The organism is Candidatus Nitrospira allomarina (assembly GCF_032050975.1).
Lineage (GTDB): Bacteria > Nitrospirota > Nitrospiria > Nitrospirales > UBA8639 > Nitrospira_E > Nitrospira_E allomarina.
In genome coordinates, this window is the sequence record NZ_CP116967.1 from 1855799 (window position 1) to 1880379 (window position 24581).

A 24581-nucleotide genomic window follows, 5' to 3' on the forward strand; every position below is an offset into this window, starting at 1 on the left:
GATAGATCCCTGGGTTTCACTAGGTAAGGAGGTTTCAAATGTCCCGACCAGATCAGTCTATTACGTATCTCAAAGACCATGGGTATTGCGTTGTTCGACTTCCACGGTCCGACATGAGACCGCTTCAAACTCTCATTCATGCGGGAAAGAAAGACCTGCAACGGTCTGGCGAATTGCGAGACATCATGTTGACCGGCAATAATCCATTGCCAGACATCAGTGTCGATAATGCCGCACCACTCGAGATCTCTGGCAAGGAAAGCAGCTCGACGAAACTCGAAATAGGACTCAATATCCTTGGTAACATTATCGCTGCCTTGGGAGGATCAAAACTCAGTGCGAGTGCCGGATTCAACCGGGCCAAGAGCTTGGTCTTCAAGTTTGAGAACGTGATGGAGGATCACGCTGACATCAATCTGCTCGACCAATACTTAACCACGGCTTCGATCAAGGCAGATCAGAGGAGCGTGACAAATGCTTTGATCGACGACAAGGTCTACGTCATCAATTCCACCATCAAAACTACTACATTCACCATTATGGCCAAGGCGGATAATCAAGCTGAAACGACCCTCGATATTCCGGTTATCCAACAGGTGGCCAGTGGCAGCCTGAGAGTCGACACTTCTAAGGCCAACGAAGGGATTGTCTCTTACAAGGGGAGCACATCAGTCGTTTTTGGGTTTCAGGCCGTACAGCTGATCTACAACGATGCAACCAAGACCTACACAGCGATCAATCCACTCGATAGTGGGCAGATGGCTGCGAAAGATGCAGGAAGCATTGCACCAAACTACCTCTCGCTTGACGAGGGCGTATTTTTCCGCGTTCATGATTAAATGTAGGTGGGAGAAGGGCAATCAGGACACGTTTTAGTGGGGGCGTGTCTATCGCATATAGAATTCGAGCCAATAGGATTACTTGAAATACGATATCATGCAAGCGAACGCAAGCGAACGAAATGAAATTGGGCACAATAAACGAATCAAGGAACCGAAAAAATGACCTGAGAAATTCTACATGTTACCTGTTTTGACTGCGAGGGATCTTGGCCCCAGTCGGGGGCATTACTGGACCAATCTCATCATCATAGTAGTGCCAAAAACGGTCTTGAATCGAAGCCCAACGGACAGTTGGCAAGATGCCTCCGTTATAGGAATCGCTGATACCCTCGATTTATCAAGGCAATTACAGCAATTTTATTTTAGCTTCATATAAGGAGCCATAACATGGAATATGATCTCGTTTTTGAGGGTGGAGGGGCAAAAGGAATGGTCTTTGTGGGGGCCATGCAGGCATTTGGTGAGGCAGAACACACTATGGGAAGGCTCTTAGGTACCTCAGCTGGGGCGATCACCGCTACGCTTTTGGCGGCGGGTTATACAACTCAAGAAATGCTGGAAGCCCTTGTGGAAGAGCAGGGAGGCCAACCAGTATTTCTTGGGTTTATGGGGGTTCCAGGCCCGTTTGATGAAACTGAGGTGGCAAACAGTGCGATGATTGAATTCTTTAGGGCGGTCGATCTTCCGTTGGTGCCTGAGTTCATCGAGAAGAAGATAGACGGGGCCCTGGTCACGTTACTTTCAAAGAGTAAAAAATACAGCCATTTGTTCTCGTTCGTGGAACGCGGAGGGTGGTTCACGGCTCAAAAATTTCTCGTCTGGATGGAAAAGAAACTCAATACTGGGCAGGTAAATGGGAAAGCGAGACAATTTGGAGGCATGACGCTGCTTGAGTTTTTCCAGGCGACAGGGAAGGAACTTAGTTTAGTGGCTTCAGACACAACTGGCCAACAAGTCTTAGTTCTTAACCATCGTACGGCCCCTCAATGTCCCATTGTCTGGGCAGTACGCATGTCTATGAGTATTCCTCTTGTGTGGGAAGAAGTTGAATGGTTCCCTGAATGGGGTACCTATCGGGAACATGACATTTCTGGCCACCATATCGTTGATGGTGGAGTTTTATCGAATTTCCCAATCGAACTTTTGGTATCAAATGCTCCACATGTTGTGGCTGTTATGGGTGAGAAAAAGGTGGGAAATATCATTGGTATGCTTATTGATGAAAAACTCCCAGTGCCGAATGCGCCTCTTGTACCCGAGAAGTCTTCCGGCCTTGACTTTGGTCGACTGAAAACCATTCAGCGGTTGAAACGACTTGTTGACACTATGACAAACGCCCACGACAAACAGATTATCGACTCCCTGAGTGACTTGGTCGTACGTCTACCCGCCAAGGGTTATGGGACGACCGAATTTGACATGACTGACGATCGCCGAAATGCGTTGGTGGCTGCTGGAAAGCAGGCAATGGGAGACTATGTGGCAGCGTGGGAAGCCGCAGACTCCAAAGGTATAGATCTCGTACATCTTGAACGTGTTCAGGAGGCCTCAACGCGCATCGCAACTGGGATTCTCAGCGGCGGGTAGTAAAGTGGGCCGCATGAGTTTTAATTTCTTAACAAAGATTGCTTACCTTTTATATTTGACGTATGAACGAATGTCGGGAGAAGACTGAAAATAAGTCCGCTTCCAAGTGTGCAATCTTTCCGATTCGGAGGTCGTCATGAAATGTCCTCAGTGTGGTAAGAACGGCCTGGCAGAGAGTGCTCAGTTCTGTTCTGCGTGCGGTGATAAGCTCCCCAAGCCTAAAAAGGCGGTGGGGCAAATGTCCTGGCCGTGCCCCAACTGTGCATTGGAACTAGAGAAGCCTGTGCGAGAATGTCCGCAGTGCGGCATCCTGGTCAAGGTTCTCCCCAAAGCGGCGGAGAGGGCTAGTAACTTTGTCGGTCGTTACTCGACACTCCGGCGAATCGACTCTTGGATCAGCGGGAATCCGGTGGCCGAGCCTGCCCTAGTGCTCACCGGAGGAGCTGGAAGTGGAAAGTCGGCGCTCATGGCTTGGCTGTGCGGGGCAGGTCCAGCATCTTCGGATCAGGAAATCGACGCAGTCCGCAAGCGCGTGCACAAATCACTGGATGCAGTCCATTTTTGCATTGCCACAACTAGCGGCACTAGCCCCTCTCTTGATCCAGCGCGTTTTGCCACGAAGCTCTCTGAGCAGCTCAGCTTTCGTATCCCTGACTATGGTGCTTGGTTACTCGCAAACGCTGATAGGCAGACAGAGATCAATGTCAAACAGATAGCAGAATCGGTCTCGGGAACGATGATCGGTGTCCTGGTGGAACACCTTAGCGGGAAAGATCCATCTTCCATTTTCTCGGCCATTCTTGAGCCATTGGCTTCCATTCCCCTGCCACAAGGTCAGGTCGTGATCCTAATCGATGCTCTCGATGAGGCCGAGCTTTGGCCTGCCTCGCCAACCATTGGGGAACTCCTAGCTGGGGCACTTGATGGCGGCGCTGAAGGCGTAGCCGGGCGTGTTCGTTTTGTGGTGAGCACGCGTCCAGTGGATCTCGTGACGGATCGTTTTCCGCGTGAAGCCCAATGGGACCTGATCGACGATGCAGCTGACGATTCCTCTGATGTTCTTACTTATGTTCGAGCTCGCTTCAAGAGGTCTGCACCTCATGCAGACCCAGCGTTCGCACAGAAATTTACGGAAGCCAGCCAGGAGAATTTCCTCTACGCCAAGACCGCTCTGGATTACTGGCTTCCGAGACTCAACCAGCTCGACCCCAAAAAGGAGCTCGACCTGCTGCCTAAGCTCAACGGAATCTATTCCAGCTTTCTGCAACGGGAGTACGGCTCGAAGGAGGGCAAAAAGCTGTGGAAAGACGAGTCGAAACCACTCCTCGGTACGTTGGGGGTAGCGCAGGAGAAACTGAGCGACGTGCAGTTGCAGTTCATTTTGAACATCGATGAGATGGGCCGGCTACAGGATGCCTTACAGCAATGCGACCCCTACCTTGAAGGCGATCGGCCCAACGGACCATTCGATCTCTATCACCAAAGCTTTCGCGAGTTCCTGTTTGATCAAAAACACAACCACAAATTCCCGTTGTCCGAGGCTGATGACAACGCTCGCACGGCCGTACGGTATCTGGACCGGTATCGGGGGGACTGGGATAAATGCTTCGACGATTACGGCTTACGGCACACGCCCACTCATCTGGCGGAAGCTGCCCGACACAGCCGGCAACCCAAACGCGATGACTTCATCCAGCGGCTGATCTCATTGGTAGGCGATAGCGAGTTCCAGAAAGCCCACGAAAAACGTCTCGGAGATGCGGCGGCCCTTCAGCGGGACTTGGAACGGACCCTGGAGGAGGCTTGTCACAACGACTCGCCGGTCGCCCTGCGCCTTGTCTTCGATGCGACTAGAGAATTGCAAGCATTTCGCCACCAACAGATGGACCCCAAGCAGGTGTTCGAGGCGGCAGAAGCGGGAGATCTCGACCGGGCAGAGAAACTTCTTGAGATCTTTTTCGCTGAGCCCCACTGGCATCGGGCCAGCTTGCTCGTCGCTGTCTGGCTGGCCGCTGCCGGGGCGCGGAGGGATGCGGCCCAAAGTTTTTTTGCCCGGCTGGAAGACGATCCCCTCGACATTCGGCCGCTGCCAACGTTGTCCGAGCGGGTGTCGGATGCTCTATCCGACACTCCGCCAGAGAGACGCCTCACCGATCTGATACCGCAGGATCACCCGGAGCTCATCCAACAGATCCTGCAACGCATGCGCGGCTTGAACGCCGATGAGGAGGTCCTGGCCTCGGAGCTCGACCCGAATTCCTTTGCAGATGTTCAGGAACAGCTCGATCAGCTGGATCAGCGACAACAGGCGCTCGTCAGCCAACTTGGCGAAGGCGTCGACCCTACCGTGAAGGACCGGGAGGGCACCAGCTATTTGGGTGGTATTGACGGACCCCACCTCGTCGCCTATTCGCTAGCAGACTCAGCGAAGGGCGATGACTCGCTGAGCGAATACGTCCAGCTGCTAGCCGCGAATGGCTACGTCTTCTATCGAAATCGCTCCCTTTGGGGTTTATTCTGCAGCATCCTCCGACACCCGAAGCAAAATTGGGTGAAACAGTTCTCGCGGTTGGTCTGCGAAGCGGCCCTTGCCGGCAGTCGTGTCCGATTTGCTGAAGGCGTACCCATCGCACAACGGGTAATCGAGAAGGCCAAAGGAAAGCCGAAGCTCCGACCTATGTTCGACGAGCTTCTGGTTCTGGCGAAAAGCCGAGCTTCAGAGTTGGAAAAGCAACCTGGACGGGGCCTAACGGAGCCATCGAGAGGACGCGGCGATACCTGGGGCCACTACAAGCGACTCTTGGGGATCCTGGCAGAAGCGCTGTCGGTCGTTATCGGTGACACCGAGATTGCGAGTAACTTAGTGGATCTGGCTCTCGATCGTCCATCCGGCTTCGCAGGTTACGAATCCCCAGCCTGCCTCGCATTGGCCGAGTCCGCCCTTATCGCCGGACCTGGGGCGGAGGACCGGATTCACAAGGCCCTGCAACGCGCATCGGAGTCGGCCCACTGTGTGCAAGACCCGCCTTTCTGCGCTCGTACCACCAGCCGCTATAACGCCCTCGCTCATGAATGGCGGGATCAGATTTCCATGCCAGTGCAAGCAACCGAACTAGCGAAAAGGATTGATTGCTTCTTAAAGAACCCTTACGCAGCCGAATTTGGTGCTGTCCACATCGTCGGTGAGGCCTACCTTGGACGTGCGAATCCTCCGGTTCACCTGGAGATTCCGAGTTGGGCACAGAAGGCTGCTACGCTCCGTGACTTAGCCCGCTTTTATGAGCGTACACTTGCGGATTTTGTTCGCCTGAACCGGGAGGACATCAGGCGAGCGGACGAGATTCTTCCGATTGGGACCGAGGTCCGAGTGCCGGATCCCGAAATGAGCTATCTGCTGGCGAGCTACCTCTCTGCCTTGGTCATAGTGACCCCTGGTCTGGACACCGCAAAGCGAACGCGACTGATCCAATCCCTTGTCCCCATGACGGTCAGCAGTCCAACGGCAATCGACACGGTTCTGGCACGCCTGCTACTCGTTGCGCGCCCCGATGACCCGGAGCTGTTCGCAAGACTACCCGACGAACTCAAAATCTTAATGGATGATCCTGGATCTGGATACCGAGAAGCTCTTATGAGTTTTGAGTTTTGACCCAACCAAATAAACAAGACCAAGGAGAACTTGAAAAATTGGTCTTACGTTGTTGCATTGCCGGCGGCAAGTGGAAAGCGGGGAAAAGTTGAGCGAGATTATCCGCAAACTAGCGGTGTGAGCAGACCTAACTGGGCCTTAGCGAACTGTGGGAATCACGACAATGGCGAGAGGAATATACCAAGCTGAGTGAGTCAGAAAGTATCTAACCGGTTACTCGATTATAAGCACTTTGTAATGATGTCATTGCTTTATGAGATTGTTCGTCTGGTATATTGAATTGACAGCTTTCCACTTGAATTCTGAGATCTGCTATTGCAATAGTAAGAAGCCCTCGCTGCCGATTGGTAGATGTTTGGGTCGCCGCTTTCAGAGCATCTTGATATTCAGTCAGCGCGGCTGTGCCTTCTCCTCGAGAGGGCGGTAATAGCCCCAGATCAAACTTAAGCTCTAACGCCTTAGGCCCCTTGGCCACCTCCTCTTGAAGATATTTTTCGGCCATTTCAAACTGACCGAGTCGCATGTGACACCATCCTAAAAGGCCACCATCAACCGTATTAGTAGCATGAGTGACGATAGACTCGTACTTTAATCGAGCTTGGGCGAAGTCACCTTGGTCCCACAACACGTCTGCGTAGCGGGCCTGATGCGATAACTCATCAGGTTCAATTGCAAGTGCCTCTTTCAAACACCGCAATGCTTCGTCTAGACGAGGTGGAATCAGATGCTCCAAAGCCCAGGCTTTCGTTCTCAAGGCATCGCCATCCTCTGGATTAATCTTGAGAGATTCGTGAATAGTCTATAGAGATTTCTCAAATAGCCCCATTTCTGCCAAAATCTGACTTTTCTGAGTGAGTAGTTCTCCGGCTTCTGGATTATTTTTAATAGCTTCATTCAGTACATTCAATGCGTCTTGGTTACGATCAAGATTGATTAATGCCTGAGCTAAGTTCATATGAATCCAGATTTGATTTGGATCCAGGTGGGCTCCTTTTTGCAAGACTTCTGTAGCTTCATCGTTGCGATCTAATGCAATTAAGGCTCGGCCTTTTGTCCCTAGAATGGCTGAACCAGATGGATCAATTTTTATTGCTTTATTCAAGTGTTCGAGGGCTTCTTCGCTGCGTTCCAGGGAAATTAATACATCGCCTAGATTTCTGAGTACAGATAGTGATTCTGGGTTAATTTCTAATGCGCGGGTAAACGAAGAAACCGCTTCTTCGAATTTACTTAACGATTCCAATGCCAGTCCTCGGAGTCTCCATGCAAATTCATAGTCTGGTGAGACTTTAATGGCGTGGTCAAGATATTGGAGTGCCTCGTCGTCCCGATCTAGTTTCCAAAGAGACCGTCCTATGGAGGCATGAAGCTCGGCATTATCTTGGTCGATCTCAAGCCCCAATCTTAGTACCTTAAGCGAATCCACATCACGATCTATTTCATGGTAAATGTCCGCCTTAATGATCAGTGCTTCCACATTTTTCGGCTCGAGTGCCAATGATTTTTCGATTGCCTCTAAGCTATCTTCTGAGTTGCCAAGGCCGCGAAAATTTCTAGCAAGGGTGGCAAGGGCTTTGGCGTTATCCCGATTGAGTTCAAGCGATCTCCGAAACTCAGTTTGAGCATCTTCGAACTGGCCTCTTCTTCGGAATGCTTCTCCCTTAAGATCATGCCATAGATAGGCAAGTTCAGACCGTTTTCGGATGGCCGCATCTAAGGTCGCGATATTGAGGTCTCCTTCGTCCAAACACGCCATAGATCCTATGACAGCATCCACGTACTTTGGTTGGGTTCTCGCCAGTGCGTCGTCTATGCGGCCCAGGGCGTGATACGCTTTGTATGCTTCATGATGTATCAATAATAAATTGATTCCTGATATTTCCTTGCGTAATACTAGGGCAAGAGAACTTATGGCTGCATCGAATCGGCCTAATTTATTAAATGCGCTTGCTTTTATACGGATTAAACTCATGGAATCTGGCTTCTTATTTAAGCCCTCCTGAGCGCAACTCAAGGCATCATCAAAGCATTCCAGTTTAAGGTAGCAATTTGCTCGATGTTCATGGACACTGGAATCCTCTGTGTTTAGAACATAGGCTTGGTCTAATGCTTCTAGAGCTTCTTCATAGCGTTCTACATCCATAAGATGTTGCCCCAATACTAAGTGAATAAGGCTCGCATTCGGATTAAGCTTAGCTGCTTTCTGGAAGAATTCAGTGGCTTGATCCTTGTTTTCGAATTTTTGCAGTGCCCGAGCTTTCATGAGAAGAGCCACTCCCAATCGTGCGTGTTCTTCTGTATCAGAATACAATTGTATAGCCTTTTCAGCGTGTTGTAGTGTCTGTTCAAATCGCTCTTTAATCCAACACACCAGGCTAAGTCCCACGTGAATATTAGGCTCATCGGGATACTTTTTTACAGCTTGTTGCAGAAGGGGGAAGGCCTCGTCAGGTTTGTTCGCGGTCAATAGGACAAGACCCTTCCAAGCACGGGCTGCCGTGTGGTGAGGATGATCCTTGAGTATTTTGTTCAGACGTCCTAATGGTGATTCAATAGCCTTGATGATTTCCTGATTAGGTCCTAGATTTTCGATCAATTTGAGATACCCCGAAACAGCTTCCTCCATTTGATGGTAATCCTGTTCAGGTGTGATCCCCGAAATCTTTTTGGCGAGAATCTTCAGAGCCTTCTCAAAAATTTCGTTTTCTGCTTGGTCCGGCCTTGCTTCTGGTAGATTGGAGGTCGCTGGGGAAGTTAGATCTGGATTCCTAAACATTCTCTGAAGCCATCTGCCCAACCGTCCGAAGAGATTTTCGGATTGAGAACTCTCTTGCATCCCCAAACCTGAGGCTTTACTAAAGACTGGCTTTCGTTTGGTTTTACGTTTTTTTTTCTTTGGCATAAGAGGCCACCTTAGCTGCTATGAATAAAAACACAGGGTCTTATATGTATTTCAGATTTTTGGGCAGAAAGGCTGAAGTAATGAGTAGTCCCTTTTTAAAACAATCCCCAATGACACTGATCTATTCTTAAAGTTACCCATGACGGAAATCCACAGAGGCCACATTCCCAGCCTTATCACCAAATAAGACTCTACTATTGGGTCCGATTGCAAGGCATGTGATGGGACTAGCTCCAGACCACGTAGCCAATCTTGTTTTTGTATGAAGATCCCAGAAGCTTAGAATGCCTCCAGAGGAACCAGACACCACCACCTGTGATTTGGAAAACATAGTCAGTGCGGTGATCACATTAGAATTAGTACAAAATTTTGCGATTACACTGTGATTCGCATGATCCCACACAGTTATTATCGAATCTTCCGAACCCGATAGAACATATGCTCCGTCATCAGAAAAAGTGAGGGTAGAAGCTGTTCTCTCCGACCCTCCCAAGATCCTTTGCAACTCTCCTTTAATAGGATCCCAAAGTTTAATGCTCCCATCCGATGCACCAGAATACAGCCTCTTACCATCTGGCGAGAAAACAAGGCTTTGCAAGTTACTCCCAGCAACAATGGTGTGACGAGCCTCGCCATTGGGTATATCCCAGACGACAATTTTCTCATCTGAATCGCAAGACGCTGCCACACGTCCGTCAAAAGTTGAGGCAAGGAGATGTATGTGGTCAGAAACGAGGGTGTTCTCCAATTTAGATATGAAGGTGGGGTCGGTGGCTGTGTCTCTCAAATGAACAGAGGACTCACAACTCTCAGGACTTGCTGGGAATTCTCGCTCGCCGGTCCAAATATTCCATACGCACGGTGCGTTGCCATAATGATGCGACATCACCTTTTCACATCCGTTGAGTGTCAAAATATTATTGAGACCCCCTGGGTTAGAGATATAAACAGTGCGGAGCAGATGTCCAGCTTCCATATCCCAAATCTTCACGGAGCCATCCTTGCCAGTCGACACTGCCAAGCTAGAATTAGGTTCCACCGTAACCTGAGTCACTGCTGCTTCGTGGCCTAAGGTTGCGTCTGAAGTTTTTAACGTTGCCAGATCCCAGGCTCTAATAGTTCCGTCATCTGAGGCGGAAAAGGCCGTCCTATGGTTGTTGTTCACTACGACTGAACGAATCCTGTCGCTGTGGCCCCCCATGATTCTTTTCGTCTTTCGGGTTGCTATATCCCAAACTCGCAAAGACTTATCCGAAGCTCCAGAAATAGCCGTGTCGTTGTCAATAAAGGCGAGAGTATCGACCCATCCTCGGTGTCCTTTAAGAAGACCCACATCAGCTCTCTGCGACAGGTCCAATTTGTGAATCATATAATCGTTATATCCAATTAGAGCAATTAGTCCGTTTGGGCTGACAGCCAGAGCCTCGGTTCTATTGGCAAGGTCCGAATCTCTATAAGATTTTGCTCCATAGAAAATCTTTGGTCTCACCAAGCCAGGTAGCGTCCAAACGATTACTTTTCGGTCTATGCAGAGAGAGACAAGACGTTTCCCACTATCAATCACGTGAAGATTCGTCACCCATTTATCCACGCCCTTCTCATTGAGCAATTCACCGGTTTTTGGATCCCATACTTGTAACAGACCATTCATGGAGCCAGAGATAAGCATGGATCCATCAGGTGTGATTGCAAGGGAGGCAATTTCGTCATTGCATTCAAACTTCTGAATGAAGGACCCGTCCGCCAGGCTCCAGACATCGATCTCACCTTTCCGAGAGTCAGTGGCACCACCTGTAAAGAGCAGATCATTTCCAGGAGAAATCACAATGCCAAGTGCATATCCGCGCAACCCAGTTTTGACGGTGCGAATTTTGTCGCGACTTTCAATATTCCAGATATCCACACACCCATTCGAGAGGGCAGCGGCCAAGATCAGACCATCACTTGCGAGAGCGAGAGATTTAACGCCAAGTCCGCTTGCTGCAAGAGTAAATAGCTGGCTTTCGTTATCAAGGCTCGCTGCTCCGATCCAACCCGGTGAGAAGAAAGAACCTTCCTGAGTAGTGAGTGTATTTTCAATTTTTCTACAAAGTTCTATATCACCAAGCCTGTAAAGCTGCATCACCAATTGTTGAAGCAGTTTTACCTCACCGTTTTGAATGTCGGTACTCAGATGCGTTTCTCTTGAAAGAGCCTTCTCTAACCGAGACAGTGCTACATATTCCTGCTGGTCTACTGATGAATAAGGAGAAAAGTCTCCTAAGAGTAAATGTGTTCCAAGGCGTCGAGCTTTTGCCTCCATGTACTCGGGAGTGCAGAGCAGTTCTCGATGCTCACCCAAACTACTCTCTGCCAAGTGATTGCTTACTTGCCGGAGGCCGTAGTCATCCACTTGTCCCCAATCAACATCCGCCCAAGTAGTTGTCTTACCCTGGTAATGGGCAGGAATCTTGCGGTGCCACTCGGTTGGGTTCAGGTAGCATTTGGGATGAGTGCCGCGCGTCTTTGATGCCGTCAGAAACTCTCCGACCGTCGCGTGATACAAGCGATACCGCTCACCCTCGCTTTCCAGAAACTGTGTTAAGCGCCCCTTTGCCTCTGCTAAATCTCCATAGTCAACTGCAATGCCTCCAAGATCTGTGATTTGCTCGAGGGACAGGGGTTCGAACGCCACGGACAGCACACCGAGGATGGGTCTATATATCTCAGCCCAGGCGGAGCGATATAGGGCCTTCCCTGTCTCAGCATCTTTCCCCACCAGGACCGCATCGTTCGCTGCCTCTGTTTGGATCTGTCTGAGAAAGAACCCGTATAATCCCTCAAGATGCTCGGGTAATTCCTTAAGCGTGAGGATTTCGAGTAACGCGTTCTGATGCGTCTTGACTCTTGTAGGATGCGTCGCGTCTCCCATCCCCTTCACCGCCTGGTCAATCCCTCGCCCGAGTGCATCGAGATAGCCAATGTTTCCATCCGCGCGGTGCAGGGCGCGATCTGGGAAGTTCTTTGCCTCTTCGTCCGTCGTCATTATTTCCGCTACAGCGTCGATGACCAGCAACTGCTTTAGATAAGACTCCAAGTCTTGCTGCACTCGGCCATCGGACTCCTGGAGCTCAAACGGCCTCACCCATGATGTTTGTTTATCTTGAAACGTCGAGACCGCACCATCTGGCGGACGCGAGGTGAGCACGAAGCGCACATTCGGTGGCAGCTCCGGCGCATTGGTGAGCCAGGTCAACAGATTATCAGTAGCTTGGTGATAGCGGATTTCATCGAGCGCATCCACGAGAATCACAATCTGCTGTGAAGGGTCAAGTTTGAATAACGCTCGAGCGGGATCGATCAATGCCATGTATTGCAGATCTGCCACGGGGACCAGTCGTGGCTCAAGAACGTATTCCCCTACCCGCAACCCGGTGACTTTGCCTTGCAGTCGTTCAATGTCTTGCTGAATCTGCACGACTTGCTGGTAAAACGGAGAAACAAGGATCCGTTCGATTTCTGCCCCAATCGCTTCACCCCCAGTCTCGATTGTGCCGATCCGCTGCTCGACGGTTACTCGGATCTGCTCGGGCTTGAAGAGTGCTGGATGGTGGGCCGCGAGTTGATAGCCCAGTCGTAAGAGAAAGGAGTGCGTTCCGACATCGCTTAAGGGAGAATGCTGGTCACGGCGAATGAAATAGACGGGCCATGCGGGATGATCGTACGCCAATTGCGCGAGAAAGGCGCTTTTCCCCGCTCCCGGTTCAGCCGTCAGTAAGACAAACCGACAGTCTGGCTCTTGGAGAAGATCGTCTATCTCAGTCGCCAACCATTCACGTCGCACAAACCGGGGATTCTCGATATATGAGTTAACGATGGACCGAAAAAAAAGGTCATCTTTGAGTGACGCTGTAGGTGGGGAATTCTCCCTCATAAAGGATACTCTGGCTCGTAAAGTGCTTTACAAAAACCTGTTTTTTGAATATCAACATCGCCTAGAATCAAGGTTTTCTGCCCACATTCCCAAACTTTTGTCCAATAGCCTTCCCTCCCTTTTTTACCTTCACAAAAGTCATTTCGACTTTCGCTTCCCCTCCACTAAAATTCTCGAATTCCTGCCCTATTAAATCCCCTTCGACCTCTTCTGCCTCGACTTTAGCCTCCATTTTAATGGGCAGGTCATCAAATGGATTGGGGGGGGTCCTTCCTTTGGGAAGACCTTTGCCACCCATGATAAGTGCGATTGGAAAGGGTGTACCTTCAAATTTATAATATGGAACCTGTTCGGCATTTTTTTCTGCTTTTGCTGTGCCTGGGACGGTTTTCGCAAGGTAATCCATGACTTCTGTCACCAAAACGGTCGAGTGTTCGAACCTACTTGTATGACCAAGCAAGGCTTCAACGAGATGATACGTGAAAATGCTCATCTGGCCATCGTTTCGAATCCACGAACGTTGGTCGCTACGTGAGGAACTCAACACGGCCCGGCCTTCGCCTTTTGCCAGGTCAGCAAATCCCGCCGTTTCTGGAGTTATAGGAGAAGGCTGAATTTCTACCTGGCCAATATCCCCTTTTACGCCCAGACCCTCGGCATGACAACAGTCAAGGACAATAAGTAATCGTTTTGGAGAAATTGCGGTAATTTTTTGAGCAAATGCGGCGGCTGGGAGAGCGTAAGCACTTATAGGGAAGGCCATGTCATAAGGGAGGAGATATGCAACATCTGCCTCCAGATGCCCATGTCCTGAATAATAAATGAAAGCTGTGGTTTCTGTGTTTTTATCTTTTTCGAGTTTCTCATGAAGCCAGTCCATGGCAGTAAGAATATTGGACCTCGTTGCCTCCTCGGCTGTAAGAACTTTCACATTTTTGGGTAGGTAGCCGCATCGATCTGGGTGAGTGAAAACTTCGTGGAGTTTGTTGATGTCTTCAGCGACTACAGGTAAATCAAGTTTCCCGACTTTGTTTTTGTCGACTCCAATCAAAACTGCATAACCATGAGTGAACATAGGTTTTTCCTCCATGAAGTAAACACAATAATTAGATTGGGAGCCATGAGGTTTTCATCTTTAGCTCTTCGGGTGAAATAAATCAATCCCTGGTGCTGTTATCGTGGATGAATGAATAGGATATGGATATGCTATGCAATCGGGGATCACTTTTCAGTTTGGTTTTTGTCCTGCTTTTTCTTTGTGCAACATGACATTTTTAACTGGGCTTTGCGTTTACGGGAATTCGAAGCGGTACTTTCCCGGTATTGTCAATTCAAACAAGGTTTTCCTCCGGCCCCACATGGAGTTCGGATCCTGATCCTTGATAATTCTACAGATTATGTCCAGGCTAATTGCTTGTTCAGAGACGAGTTTTGGTTAAGTAGACAATACCCAGCGTCGATATGTCAGCGCTCGTCCGAAAATGGGGTTTACGTTGGAGAGGGGCTGGGTCGGGAATAGAAGGCGAGCAGACGAGTAGCCAACTCTCGAAGATAAGCATGCCCGGCTGCACGTGGCTGCTCGACCACTCGGAGCAATAACCAAGACGCGAGGACCTGATCGAGCGCGTCATTCTTTCCTGAGAGTGGTGTCTCTAGCAGCAGTTTCAGGGTGATGGACTTAAGCTCGGCGATCAGCTCAGCTTGCTCGTGACTTTGCAGGCCGTTGATTCTAGCGATAAGCTGCTCATAAAACCTCGCCAGCTCAAGATACTCTGAGTCGGTTGCGTCGATCAAGGCGCTCGCGCGTTCGGTATCACCGAGCAGCACCGCCCCGAACACTAGGGGAGCGCTGATCATCTTTCGCTTGTTCGCGTCGTTGGTACCGGCAAGCTGGCGTTGCATGTGCGCTAGGAGATCGGGAGAGCAGGGCTCCCGAGTGCACCAATCTACGAGACTCTTGCTCAGATCGAATAGCCTCCGCTCGTCGGGGTCCTCGAAGGCGGTGTCCCGCGCGAAAACCTGTCCCAATATGCGTGCCAACCCCGAGAACTGGCTGTTTTCGCCGTCACGAATCGGATCGCGTTGTCCGGCGATCTCGGCTTCCCATGTCGCGAGTGCCATGTCTACCTCTCGGGCAGCCCAAGATGGATTGGCCCGTTTCAGTTGCACGGCCAGATCAACCCCGAGGCGCACATTGGCCAGATTCGCTACGCTCGAGGGTGGGACCTCCTTGTCGGCGTGAACCTGGAGATCATCGGACACTCCCGTTACGAGTTCCGAGATCGCTCCTTTTTGGATCTCCACCATTCCTTCCTTCGTATGCAGGCCTTTCAGGAGGTTGCGTGCGATGGCGCCTTGTTCCCAGTCGTTGGCCTGTGTTGTGGTTGCGGAAAAAAGATCCGATGCCCTTATCGCAACTTCAATCACGCCTTGCTCGCGAGCACTGCCACCCGGGACTTTCACTTGTCCCACGGAGAACAGGACTTGGCCGATGCGTTGCCAAGCCTCGACGCGCGCGGTGCTCGCTCCCGACCCGTCTTCCGAGGCTTCTCGCTGAAGCCGCTCCCAGAACTTCGGAAGAGAATTCGCGATTTGCTGGAGCAGTTGGCCGATTTCTTCGTCGAAGCTCTCTATTCGACCACAGGACTCACAGATCATCGTTTGGTAACGAGAGATATCTGTCGCCGCGTCCGGTGTGGGTAGATATCGAAACCAGCGACTCCCGACTTTTTCAAGCTCCGATGGCTGATACGCGCGTAAGAGCCCAAGCATCATGGCCACAGCAAGTCCGCGGTCGTTTGGATCGTTAAGTTCATCGATCAACTCACCCAACCACCGATCGGCCAGCATGAGGTCGAAGCTCATCGCGGCAAGACAGCAATTCAACCGTGAGTTGAAATCGCTTGCTTGAGATGCACGCTCGTACTCCGTTTCGACCTCGCCGCGCAAGGTCTCGAAATCTTCCGCCTGCTCCAGAAGAAGCCAGCGATTCGCACCGACAGCCGATAGATCCAGCCCGACTGATTCGCGCCGTTCTGGACTTCGTGCGACTTCGAGCTGGTTGATGAGCTCGCCCGACCAGGGGGCGGTCTTCGCGACAAGTGCCTTGATTATCGACTCCTTTAGGACATCCGCAAATTGCGGCGGTTCTTCGTCACCCCTGCTCGGGCGCCGAGCGGAACTTCGCTTAGCAAGCGCTTCGACGAGGGCTTCCCTTGACGCTCTGCCTTCCCGCCAGAGTCGTAGCGCCATCCGCCCGCGTTCGTAAACGTTCGCCTCTTCAGCGAGGTCTTCCAGGTGGATTTCTTTCGCCGCTGCAGCACGAGCCTGGGACTCGCCGTACTCCTCTGGAAGAGTGTTGACTTCCATATCTTGCAAGCCGTTCGCGATTAGCTCTCGAGTCAGACGATCAGCTCGATGGTGTATTTCGGGATCGTCGATGCGGCGCAGCCAAGCTAGTCCTTGATCTATCGAATGGATCGAGGGATCAGGGACGGTGGCGTCTGCTTGGCACGTCTCCAACGCAGCCTCTGCATACGAGTGCCAAGCAGCGACGTTTAACCGGTGGAGAGCGTTGCTCAGCTTGGCCATCGCCGCCGGTCGCAGTGAGCGTCCTCCCGTGGCTTCGGCCAGCGGCGGTGGAAGCTGATCCGTGATCTTTTCGCACGCTGCCCAAAGAACCTCGTTTAGGCCGGAGCCTGGATTCTTGGGCGCTTCGTCGACATTGGTTGAAGATCCCGTACCACTTGGCTCACGACAGTCGTGGGACCGCCTGTCGCCAGACTTCGCAAGCGCATCGAGCAGGTCTGCCATGCCGGTCAGGATGTCGGCGTGCACGGCAATGCTGCCCGGCTGCAGTGCTGGGTCTTTCTCGGCTTCGTCACGGGAACCCTGGACGAAGTTCATCGCTTGTGAGCGTCGCTCTGCCGCGCGGAGGAAGACGTTACTAATCCATAGCGGATCGAGTTTCTCCGCCCGAACGGATAACGCAAGTAGACGAAACAGCGCCTGCGTAAGTCCTGCCCAACAGTGGGGGTAACCGCCCTGAAAGAGCCACTGATAGGTCACCTCGGCCAACGCTCGAAAGGTTTCCGGGTCAACTGAGTTGCCGTTGGCGCCCTCCGAATGAATAAGCAGGGCACGCAGCACGTCACGCCATCCGGTACGCTCGTTCGGGAGCTGGTCCAGCGGGCTCTCGAAGAGGCGTGTTGTCAGCTTGAGCGCAAGTTCCGGTTCCAGCATGGCCACTCGAGCGAGAAATTGAAGCACGCCCGTATGAGAATTAAAATCGAAATTGCTGCCTTCGCAAAGATCCACTGAACCTGCCTTGGGAGATTCTCTTGGCGCCCACGGGCGCCGGGAAACGTTGCGTAGCAGCTGAATCGCTTGCTGGTTCGCGCCTAAGTCCATCAACCGCTCAGTGGTGAGGAACGCTGACCAAGGAAGGAGGGGCTCGCCATGGCCCGTCCAAGCGCCGTCCGGCCCATAGCCATTGCGATCCAAGATCGTTGCGGGATCCTCGTCGAGAAGATCGAGCACGTATCGGCCAGCCGTCCAGCGCTCGGACGCCAGACTCGAGAGCTCGACACACCGTTCCAGCATCATAAGGAGGTGATCATCTGAATTGGCGTGAGCAGCCGCGCGGGCAACTGCGGCGCAATCCGACCGCGTTTGTGCGATGCCTATGGTGGACAACTGTCGCGCGGCGAAAGGGCCACGCAGTAGCTCTACGACAGCCTTGAGCTGTTTCGACTGGAGCAGATGCATCGGCAAATGTCTGAGGGCGTAGAGGTTGCGCGAATGGAGCCAATCGACGCTCCCTTGTTTCGTGCAGGAGTCCGCGATCAAGGCGTGATAGTGATCTGGCGATCGTAGGGGATAGGGGTTCCGAGTACGATCCTGGCTGAAGAGGAATTCTGAGAAGGAACGATGGAAGAGAACGATTGTACGCTCGCTACCTTCTCCAGCCTCATCCAGGAAGGGCATGAGCTTGCTCAGAACCTCCTGTACGTAGAGCACATCGACACCACAGAATTTGACGACTTCGTCGACTGTCAGTGGAGCCAGCGCGACACCGAGAATGCCGAGGACGGGGACATAGTGCTCTACCCAATCGCGGGCGTCTATAGACGAGCGAATCCGTTCGGTCAGTAAGTAGCGATGAATGCCGTCGAGCCCGTGTGGCATCCCTTCAATCGGACTCAGCAGCAATCTAAACTTGCCATTGCTGGCATCCGCGATGATGGTCTCGAGCAAATGATGGAGAAAGAGAAAGTTCGCACCGCTCGTGCATGCGAGTTTGTGAATTAGCTCTTCGGCTGGCTCCGCCGCGACGGGAGACTGCTCGTACGCGCTGATCACCCCCGCCTCCGTTAGGCGATGGTGGGTCCACAGTTCCGCCTCGAATTGTGTGTTGAGTGCGCTTTCCTTCTCGGTCACGTCTATGTAGGCCACGGAATCGGTTGGCTCATCGACGCGGAAACGATTGAGGTGATCCCCGGGTCTGCTGAGCAACACCCACGTCAGCTCGGCGGCACTCTCCGGTATGTCATCTACCAGTGGGATGAGGCGCAGGATTTCGGGAGATTGATCGATTCCATCAACGATGATGACAACGCGCTCTCCCTTTTGTGTCACCTCGAGCCTGCGCAGTGGCTTTATCAGAGCGTCCTGAATCAGTTGGGCTGGCGGCATCCCATCAGTTAGGTCGCGAAGCTCGTCAATTTTCAGGGTCATTGCTTGCCCGGCGAGTTCACCGATTGCCAGGTCGACCTCGATTAATGCGCGGCAGAAGGCCGAGAGGGAGAGTTGTCCGACATGCGCTCCAGTGACTGTTCCACCCCTAAGAACTCGCTCGACGCGCACATTGGCACGCACGTTGACCCGCTCGTCCGCGAAGATATCGGAGCCGTACAACGCGCGCAGCTGCAATCCGATCGCAACTAGGAAGTTCTTAGGATCTGCCCAAACGACTCCGTCGGTACTTCCCGAACCTGCGAAGTAGCAGGGACAGTTCCAATGCGCTGCCAGCTGCCCAGCGAAAATACTCTTGCCCGTACCGGGCGTGCCGACGACAAGGATTGTATTCGACGCAATGGAACTGGAACGTCGATCAGTGGCCGTGAAAGCCTTGTCGAGCCTTCGCAATAACCATTTGCGAGGAACTGCCTCCCGGATCCGGCTCCTGACGTGAGCCGTTGCACCAGCGATCCACATTGGTTCGTCTCTCTGCAGCGTCGTCCAGCCCGACTCACTCATCGGTAAGTCTCCTCTAGCATGCCTATGCTCTCGGCAACCAGCCGAAATAAAAACCTACATTGCAAAAAGTTCGTAGCGACCAAATTGGCTTCGCAATAGGAAATTGAAGCCTTCAAATCTGCTAATGACAAGCATTTTATCCGATTTGCAATATGTGAGTTCATCAACAAGATACTGGCACATCAATTCGGAGCTAAGTTTCTCTGCGAACTGAGGGTTTGGGGATTCAATATTTTCCCTAATGATGTTAGTTAGGTGTGGTAATCTATGATGAATCGTTTATGCCATTTATGTTTCCGGTGAAATTTTATAGTCCAGCCTTAAATGAAGATGGCGGCTCATCCAGTGTTCATTGAGCCTCCCTAGCCCAGGTACATTGATAAGACGGAGGATTACAGAATCTTTATGCATGGACATGTAAGAAGCTTAGTGTTTTGAAGGTGACCTCATGAACTCTGATCGCACAGGTTACTTAGGTGACTTTAATAAAGGAGCAAAGTGCACATCGTATGAAGGACTATGGAGTCGAGTCTTGCATGAATACTATTGATTTACTTTTTTTATGAGAACTTGACTCTTTTTTCATTAAGCCAGCTCTACTCTGTTTTGTTAAATGTATCCATCAGAACAAATTTGGTGAATAATTACAATTTTTCCTTCAAGTGGCACTGCAAAGAGCCTTTGAAAATTTTTTCATCTTTAATATCAGGCTTAGTTGAAAATTTGATCCTTTTTGCAATTCTAGAACCGTTTCGTCGTCCCATTCCGTTGGAGTGGGCCGCGCAGCGGAAGTTTTTTGGTTTTATTCCTTCCTCGCTACTGTGATCCCAGAGAGAGCAGAGATGGTGAGTGTGGACTCGGTCAACGTCTCTCTAGGTCCCACCAAACACTGCGCAGTGGGACCGTCAAATTCCCTCCAGAGAATTCTGCATGAATAAGGGAACAATCAGAGGGTGATGATCGATCCAGAGAGCGTCCATCGTGGCCCCAAGGGGGCCTAACTCGCGGACTTGTTACACGAGAATCCGCAATACGGAGAGAAATTTTGCTGTAGATTAGCTGGCGGAGAGGGTGGGATTTGAACCCACGGTCCCTTGTGAGGACAACGGTTTTCGAGACCGTCCGAATCGGCCACTCTCGCACCTCTCCGTGTTCGTCTATGTTATGCGGTAGGAACTGGTTGGGTACTCCGAAGTTGCTGAAAAAAATTCTGTAAGATTGCTCGACAATCATCTGCCAGGATATCTGAGTCTACCTTCACCCGGTGATTAAACCTGGTCTCCGCTGTGAGATTGCAGATTGACCCACAGGCGCCGGCTTTCGGATCCCATGTGCCAAATACGACACGGGCAATTCTAGCCTGGATGATGGCTCCTGCACACATGGCGCAGGGTTCCAATGTCACATAGAGAGTGGTGTCCGTCAGACGCCAGGACCCCAGTGCCATCGAAGCGGATCGAATGGCCATGAGTTCGGCATGGGCGGTCGGATCTTGTGTGCTCTCCCGTTGATTGAAGCCCGTTGCGAGGATTTTTTTATTCTGGACCAGGACCGCTCCAACTGGAACTTCTTCCGCACGAAAGGCCTGATGCGCCCAGTCCAACGCCATGCGCATGAATTGAATATCCGTGGTTGGATCCAATACCTCCATGGTCATATCAAAAAGTACAGTTGAATGATGATGGTGTGAGTGAAAGTTTTTGTTCCGAAAGGCAAAAAAATGGTAACATAGCCACTATCTGATGTATAGCCAACCCACCTGGAAATCTTGGTGAAATCTTCCGCCAGTAACGTGAGTCAGAGGCTCGTTCCTTTGGAAAAGGTGCAAGCCATGTGGCAGAGTCTTGCCCACCACTTTTTTGAGAATCGGTTACCTCTGATTACCATTGAGTGGAGCACACGATTAACCTCATCGGCCGGGTTGTTTGTGAGTCAGATTGGCCCAAGAAGCTGGTGGGCCTCACGTGAGTATCGACAAGGTGCGGCTCGAGTGATTCGGTTGTCTGCTCCTTTGCTTCGCGATCAACCCGAAGAAGAGCTCCGACGAACGTTGGCACATGAAATGATTCACCAATGGCAGTTTGATATTCGGAAGCATCGTCCGTCCCATGGGGCGGAATTTCGTGCAATGATGCACAGGATGAATGCGGCGGGACTTGGGGTGACGGTTCGCCATCAGTTGAATGTGGGTGTTCAGAGACATCATCGCTATGCCTGGCAGTGCCTTCAATGCGGAATGGCTTATCATCGGCAACGGCGAACGATTTTTCCGAGTCGACATATTTGTAGCCGATGTCGAGGAAAACTTGTCGAAGTTGAATTACATTACACTCAAAAAACTCATGAAGAATCGACGGTCGGAGGAGGTGTGAATCACGGAGGCCATCAGACAGAGGATAGATCGGCTGTGCAGATATTGTGTGTGACTGGAATGAGGGATGGCAAAGTCTTATCGACGAAAGGCGTCTTTCCCCCGGATGACTTCCGCGAGGAGTTTATCGGCGAGTTTGGCGGCCCGGCGATGGCGCCACCAACGAACGGTTAGAGCATAGATCACAATGGTACTTAGGACGAGCAAGAAGCCTGTTGTGATGTTGTCCATAGAGGGAGTGTAGAAGAATAAATTTCCAGATGGCAAGGTGGGGGGGCATCTTGGGAAGGGTGGCGGTACCTGAAGGAAAATCGCGTTGCCTTAATGTGCGTAATTATATGAAAATATTATGAAATTTAGTATGGTCGTTTAAATTTTCTCATAAAAAAATGGATGGTACGTTTTCCAAATGGACATCCTGATTCTGTTCGCATCCCTCGTCGTCATTTTGTTAGGGGCGGAGGCGTTTACCAACAGTTTAGAACATTTTGGAGAGCGACTCGGGATTTCGGAAGGCGTCACCGGTTCGGTATTTGCGGCGGTGGGAACCGCATTGCCGGAAACGATGGTGCCTATCTTTGCCATCCTGTTGTCTTCTGGTTCTGAAACGTTGCGGCACGAAGTGGGGGTGGGGGCTATTCTGGGGGCCCCCCTGATGCTGTCCACATTAGCCTTCTTTCTGTTGGGGTTCTTTGCCGCACGGAAAAGAGGGTGGCATGGCACGTTAAATCCTGAGCCGATCGGATTCGCTCGTGATCTGCTCTGGTTTAACTGGGCGTTTTGTCTGGGAGTGATTGCCGTGTTTGTTCCCCAGGAGTGGGGTTGGGCACGGCCTGCCATTGCGGGTGCACTGGTTATCCTGTATGTGGTGTATTTGTATCAAACTATTCGATCTTCAGCCAATTTAGTGGATGATGGCCATGGAACCGAGGCGGATCATCCGCTTTATATGACCATAGCGGGGCTTCCCGATAATTTAATGGTGATCTTGTTTCAGGTGGGATGCGGCCTGGGCCTCATTGTGTTAGGGGCGAAGGGTTTTGTGTATGGGATTGAACAGCTTGCCCCCAGGTGGGGCGTTTCGGCCTTAGCCCTGTCTCTCCTCATTATTCCAATTGCGACTGAATTGCCTGAAAAAGTGAACAGCATTATTTGGATCCGGCGCAATCGGGATACCCTGGCTGTCGGGAATATTACCGGGGCCATGGTCTTTCAGGGGAGTTTATTGCCAGCCTTGGGAATTATGCTGACAGCCTGGGTTCCGCAACATGAAATTCTCATGGGAATGGCGATGACGTTGGTGGCGGCCTGCTATTTGACCTGGGTGTTACGGCGGGGCGTGTTGAAGCCCATTCACCTGGTTATGAACGGTCTGTGTTATGTGGTGTTTGTGGTTTCGGTGCTCTTCTGGTAATGCCTGGTCTTTGGGTTTTTTAAACATGATGCGCAAAAGAATAAGAGCACAGCGATGGCCCTTCCGATAGTTGTTGTCACGCGACGTCTCCCACAACAGGCTTGGGAGGTATTAGGGGCACAGGCCGATCTTGTCTGCTGGGAGCACGATTGCCCCGTTGATCGGAAATGGTTGTTGGATCATCTTCCCGAGGCAGAGGGTCTGTATTGCCTGTTGACGGACCGGATTGATCAGGAAGTGCTTCAGGTTGGGAAACGGCTTCGGGTGATCAGCACCATGGCCGTCGGATATGATCATATCGACGTTGCAGAATGTACGATTCGTGGCATTCCGGTTGGACACACACCAGGGATTTTAACTGAAACAACGGCGGATTTGGCTTTTGCCTTGCTCCTTTCTGCAGCCAGACGAATTGTCGAAGGGGTTGAATATGTGCGACAGGGACAGTGGAGAACCTGGAGCCCTGATCTCTTGCTGGGACAGGATGTGCATGGTGCGACATTAGGCATTGTGGGATTTGGCCGGATCGGGCAGGCCATGGCCAGGCGCGCGCAAGGATTCCAAATGGATGTGCTAGCGGTGCCGTCACCGAATGGTGTGAGTGGGTCACCGCAGTCTTCGGTCTCAGTGGAGTCTGGCACTCAGCCTATTGCGAAACCAACAATACACCGGAAAGGCTCTGTTGATAAGACGAGTCAGGGCGAACCGATAGGGGCGTCATTTCACGAGGTTGGTCTGCATGAAGCATTAGCACGGGCGGATTTTGTGAGTCTGCATGTCCCCCTGACCCCTCACACGCACCATTTGATCGGGGAAGCTGAGTTTCGAGCCATGAAGCCTTCAAGTATTCTGATCAATACGGCTCGTGGAAGCGTGGTTGATCCAGAGGCCCTGTATCACGCCTTAGTGCAGGGCCATATTGGTGGGGCAGCTTTGGATGTGACTGATCCGGAGCCCATTCCTGAGACACACCCGCTCCTTACGCTTCCCAACTGTCTGATTATCCCACACTTGGGGAGTGCGTCTGTGGCGACAAGGACCAGAATGGCCTGCATGGCCGCGGAGAATATCGGTGCCGGCTTACGCGGAGACGCGCTTCCACACTGTATCAATCCTGAAGTCTACCGTGTGTCACGCAGTCCCGAGACCGGGATGGTATGAATCTCTACGAAAATTGCTAGATGACTATTTACACTGGTAAAGGAGCTCGATGATATGGGAGACATCACAGGTCGATCTGACGATTGGCGGTTTCGTCAGGAGGAGAGATCATGATTCACATCACACCACCGGCCGTGGAAAAATTGAAAGCCCTGATCGAAGAGCACCCCGAGGATCCCATTGTGCGTTTAGCCGTTCGGGACCGGGATGACAAAGTCCTTGTTTTTTCCATTACTCTTGAAGATGCTGTGACACAGGAGGATTCGGTCTTAGATATTGAAGACCTCATCATTGCCATAGACGGCTCTTGTGCACAACGGCTGGAGGGCGTCACGGTTGATTATGAGGAGGCTGCTGGATTCAGCTTCCACCACCCGGAACCCCCCGATCCTTATAAATTAAACCTGATCCTACCTGAATGAGGGAGACAGAATTGGATAGGGTCTTCATTGAACCCGATTGCGGGAATATTCTTCATCAAGGA

Annotated in this window: 13 protein-coding genes and 1 tRNA gene; 7 read left to right on the forward strand and 7 right to left on the reverse strand. The window is 51.4% G+C overall.

What is annotated here, in order from left to right; all coding sequences use genetic code 11:
• The first annotated feature begins 38 nt into the window (after positions 1-38).
• The 3 genes from PP769_RS08230 to PP769_RS08240 all read left to right on the forward strand — a co-directional run bounded on the left by PP769_RS08230 (position 39) and on the right by PP769_RS08240 (position 6078).
• The gene (locus tag PP769_RS08230; protein ID WP_312646553.1) at positions 39-839 is read left to right on the forward strand and encodes a gasdermin; all 801 of its coding nucleotides are present in this window, start codon (positions 39-41) and stop codon (positions 837-839) included.
• Between the two features lie 390 nt (positions 840-1229).
• Positions 1230-2429: a patatin-like phospholipase family protein gene (locus PP769_RS08235; RefSeq protein ID WP_312646554.1), complete on the forward strand. Its 1200-nt coding sequence runs from the start codon at positions 1230-1232 to the stop codon at positions 2427-2429.
• 136 nt (positions 2430-2565) lie between these two features.
• A complete protein-coding gene (locus PP769_RS08240; RefSeq protein ID WP_312646555.1) occupies positions 2566-6078 on the forward strand; it encodes a zinc ribbon domain-containing protein in 3513 nt (1170 codons plus the stop codon).
• 205 nt (positions 6079-6283) lie between these two features.
• Here the strand turns inward: PP769_RS08240 and PP769_RS08245 are convergent, their stop codons facing one another.
• The 7 genes from PP769_RS08245 to tadA all read right to left on the reverse strand — a co-directional run bounded on the left by PP769_RS08245 (position 6284) and on the right by tadA (position 20802).
• Positions 6284-6832, reverse strand: coding sequence for a tetratricopeptide repeat protein (locus tag PP769_RS08245; protein ID WP_312646556.1), 549 nt, complete (start codon positions 6830-6832; stop codon positions 6284-6286).
• Positions 6833-6877: 45 nt separating this feature from the next.
• Positions 6878-8980, reverse strand: coding sequence for a tetratricopeptide repeat protein (locus PP769_RS08250; protein ID WP_312646557.1), 2103 nt, complete (start codon positions 8978-8980; stop codon positions 6878-6880).
• 133 nt (positions 8981-9113) lie between these two features.
• Positions 9114-12803, reverse strand: coding sequence for a WD40 repeat domain-containing protein (locus PP769_RS08255; protein ID WP_312646558.1), 3690 nt, complete (start codon positions 12801-12803; stop codon positions 9114-9116).
• A gap of 157 nt (positions 12804-12960) precedes the next feature.
• On the reverse strand, positions 12961-13968 hold the full coding sequence (locus PP769_RS08260) for a caspase family protein (protein WP_312646560.1): 1008 nt from the start codon (positions 13966-13968) through the stop codon (positions 12961-12963).
• A gap of 413 nt (positions 13969-14381) precedes the next feature.
• On the reverse strand, positions 14382-19151 hold the full coding sequence (locus PP769_RS08265; protein ID WP_312646561.1) for a P-loop NTPase family protein: 4770 nt from the start codon (positions 19149-19151) through the stop codon (positions 14382-14384).
• A gap of 1060 nt (positions 19152-20211) precedes the next feature.
• Positions 20212-20300, reverse strand: a tRNA-Ser gene (locus tag PP769_RS08270).
• 13 nt (positions 20301-20313) lie between these two features.
• A complete protein-coding gene (gene tadA, locus PP769_RS08275; protein ID WP_312646563.1) occupies positions 20314-20802 on the reverse strand; it encodes a tRNA adenosine(34) deaminase TadA in 489 nt (162 codons plus the stop codon).
• A gap of 180 nt (positions 20803-20982) precedes the next feature.
• On the opposite strand from tadA, the gene PP769_RS08280 reads away from it, so the two are divergent.
• The 4 genes from PP769_RS08280 (at position 20983) to PP769_RS08295 (ending at position 24519) form a co-directional block, all read left to right on the forward strand.
• The gene (locus PP769_RS08280) at positions 20983-21696 is read left to right on the forward strand and encodes a SprT-like domain-containing protein (RefSeq protein ID WP_312646565.1); all 714 of its coding nucleotides are present in this window, start codon (positions 20983-20985) and stop codon (positions 21694-21696) included.
• Positions 21697-21931: 235 nt separating this feature from the next.
• Entirely contained in the window at positions 21932-22936 is a 1005-nt protein-coding gene (locus PP769_RS08285) for a sodium:calcium antiporter (RefSeq protein WP_312646566.1), read from the forward strand.
• 54 nt (positions 22937-22990) lie between these two features.
• Positions 22991-24097 (forward strand): 2-hydroxyacid dehydrogenase, encoded by a 1107-nt coding sequence (locus PP769_RS08290; protein WP_312646568.1) that lies wholly within the window; start codon positions 22991-22993, stop codon positions 24095-24097.
• Positions 24098-24207: 110 nt separating this feature from the next.
• Positions 24208-24519: a HesB/IscA family protein gene (locus PP769_RS08295; RefSeq protein WP_312646569.1), complete on the forward strand. Its 312-nt coding sequence runs from the start codon at positions 24208-24210 to the stop codon at positions 24517-24519.
• Positions 24520-24581 lie beyond the last annotated feature (62 nt).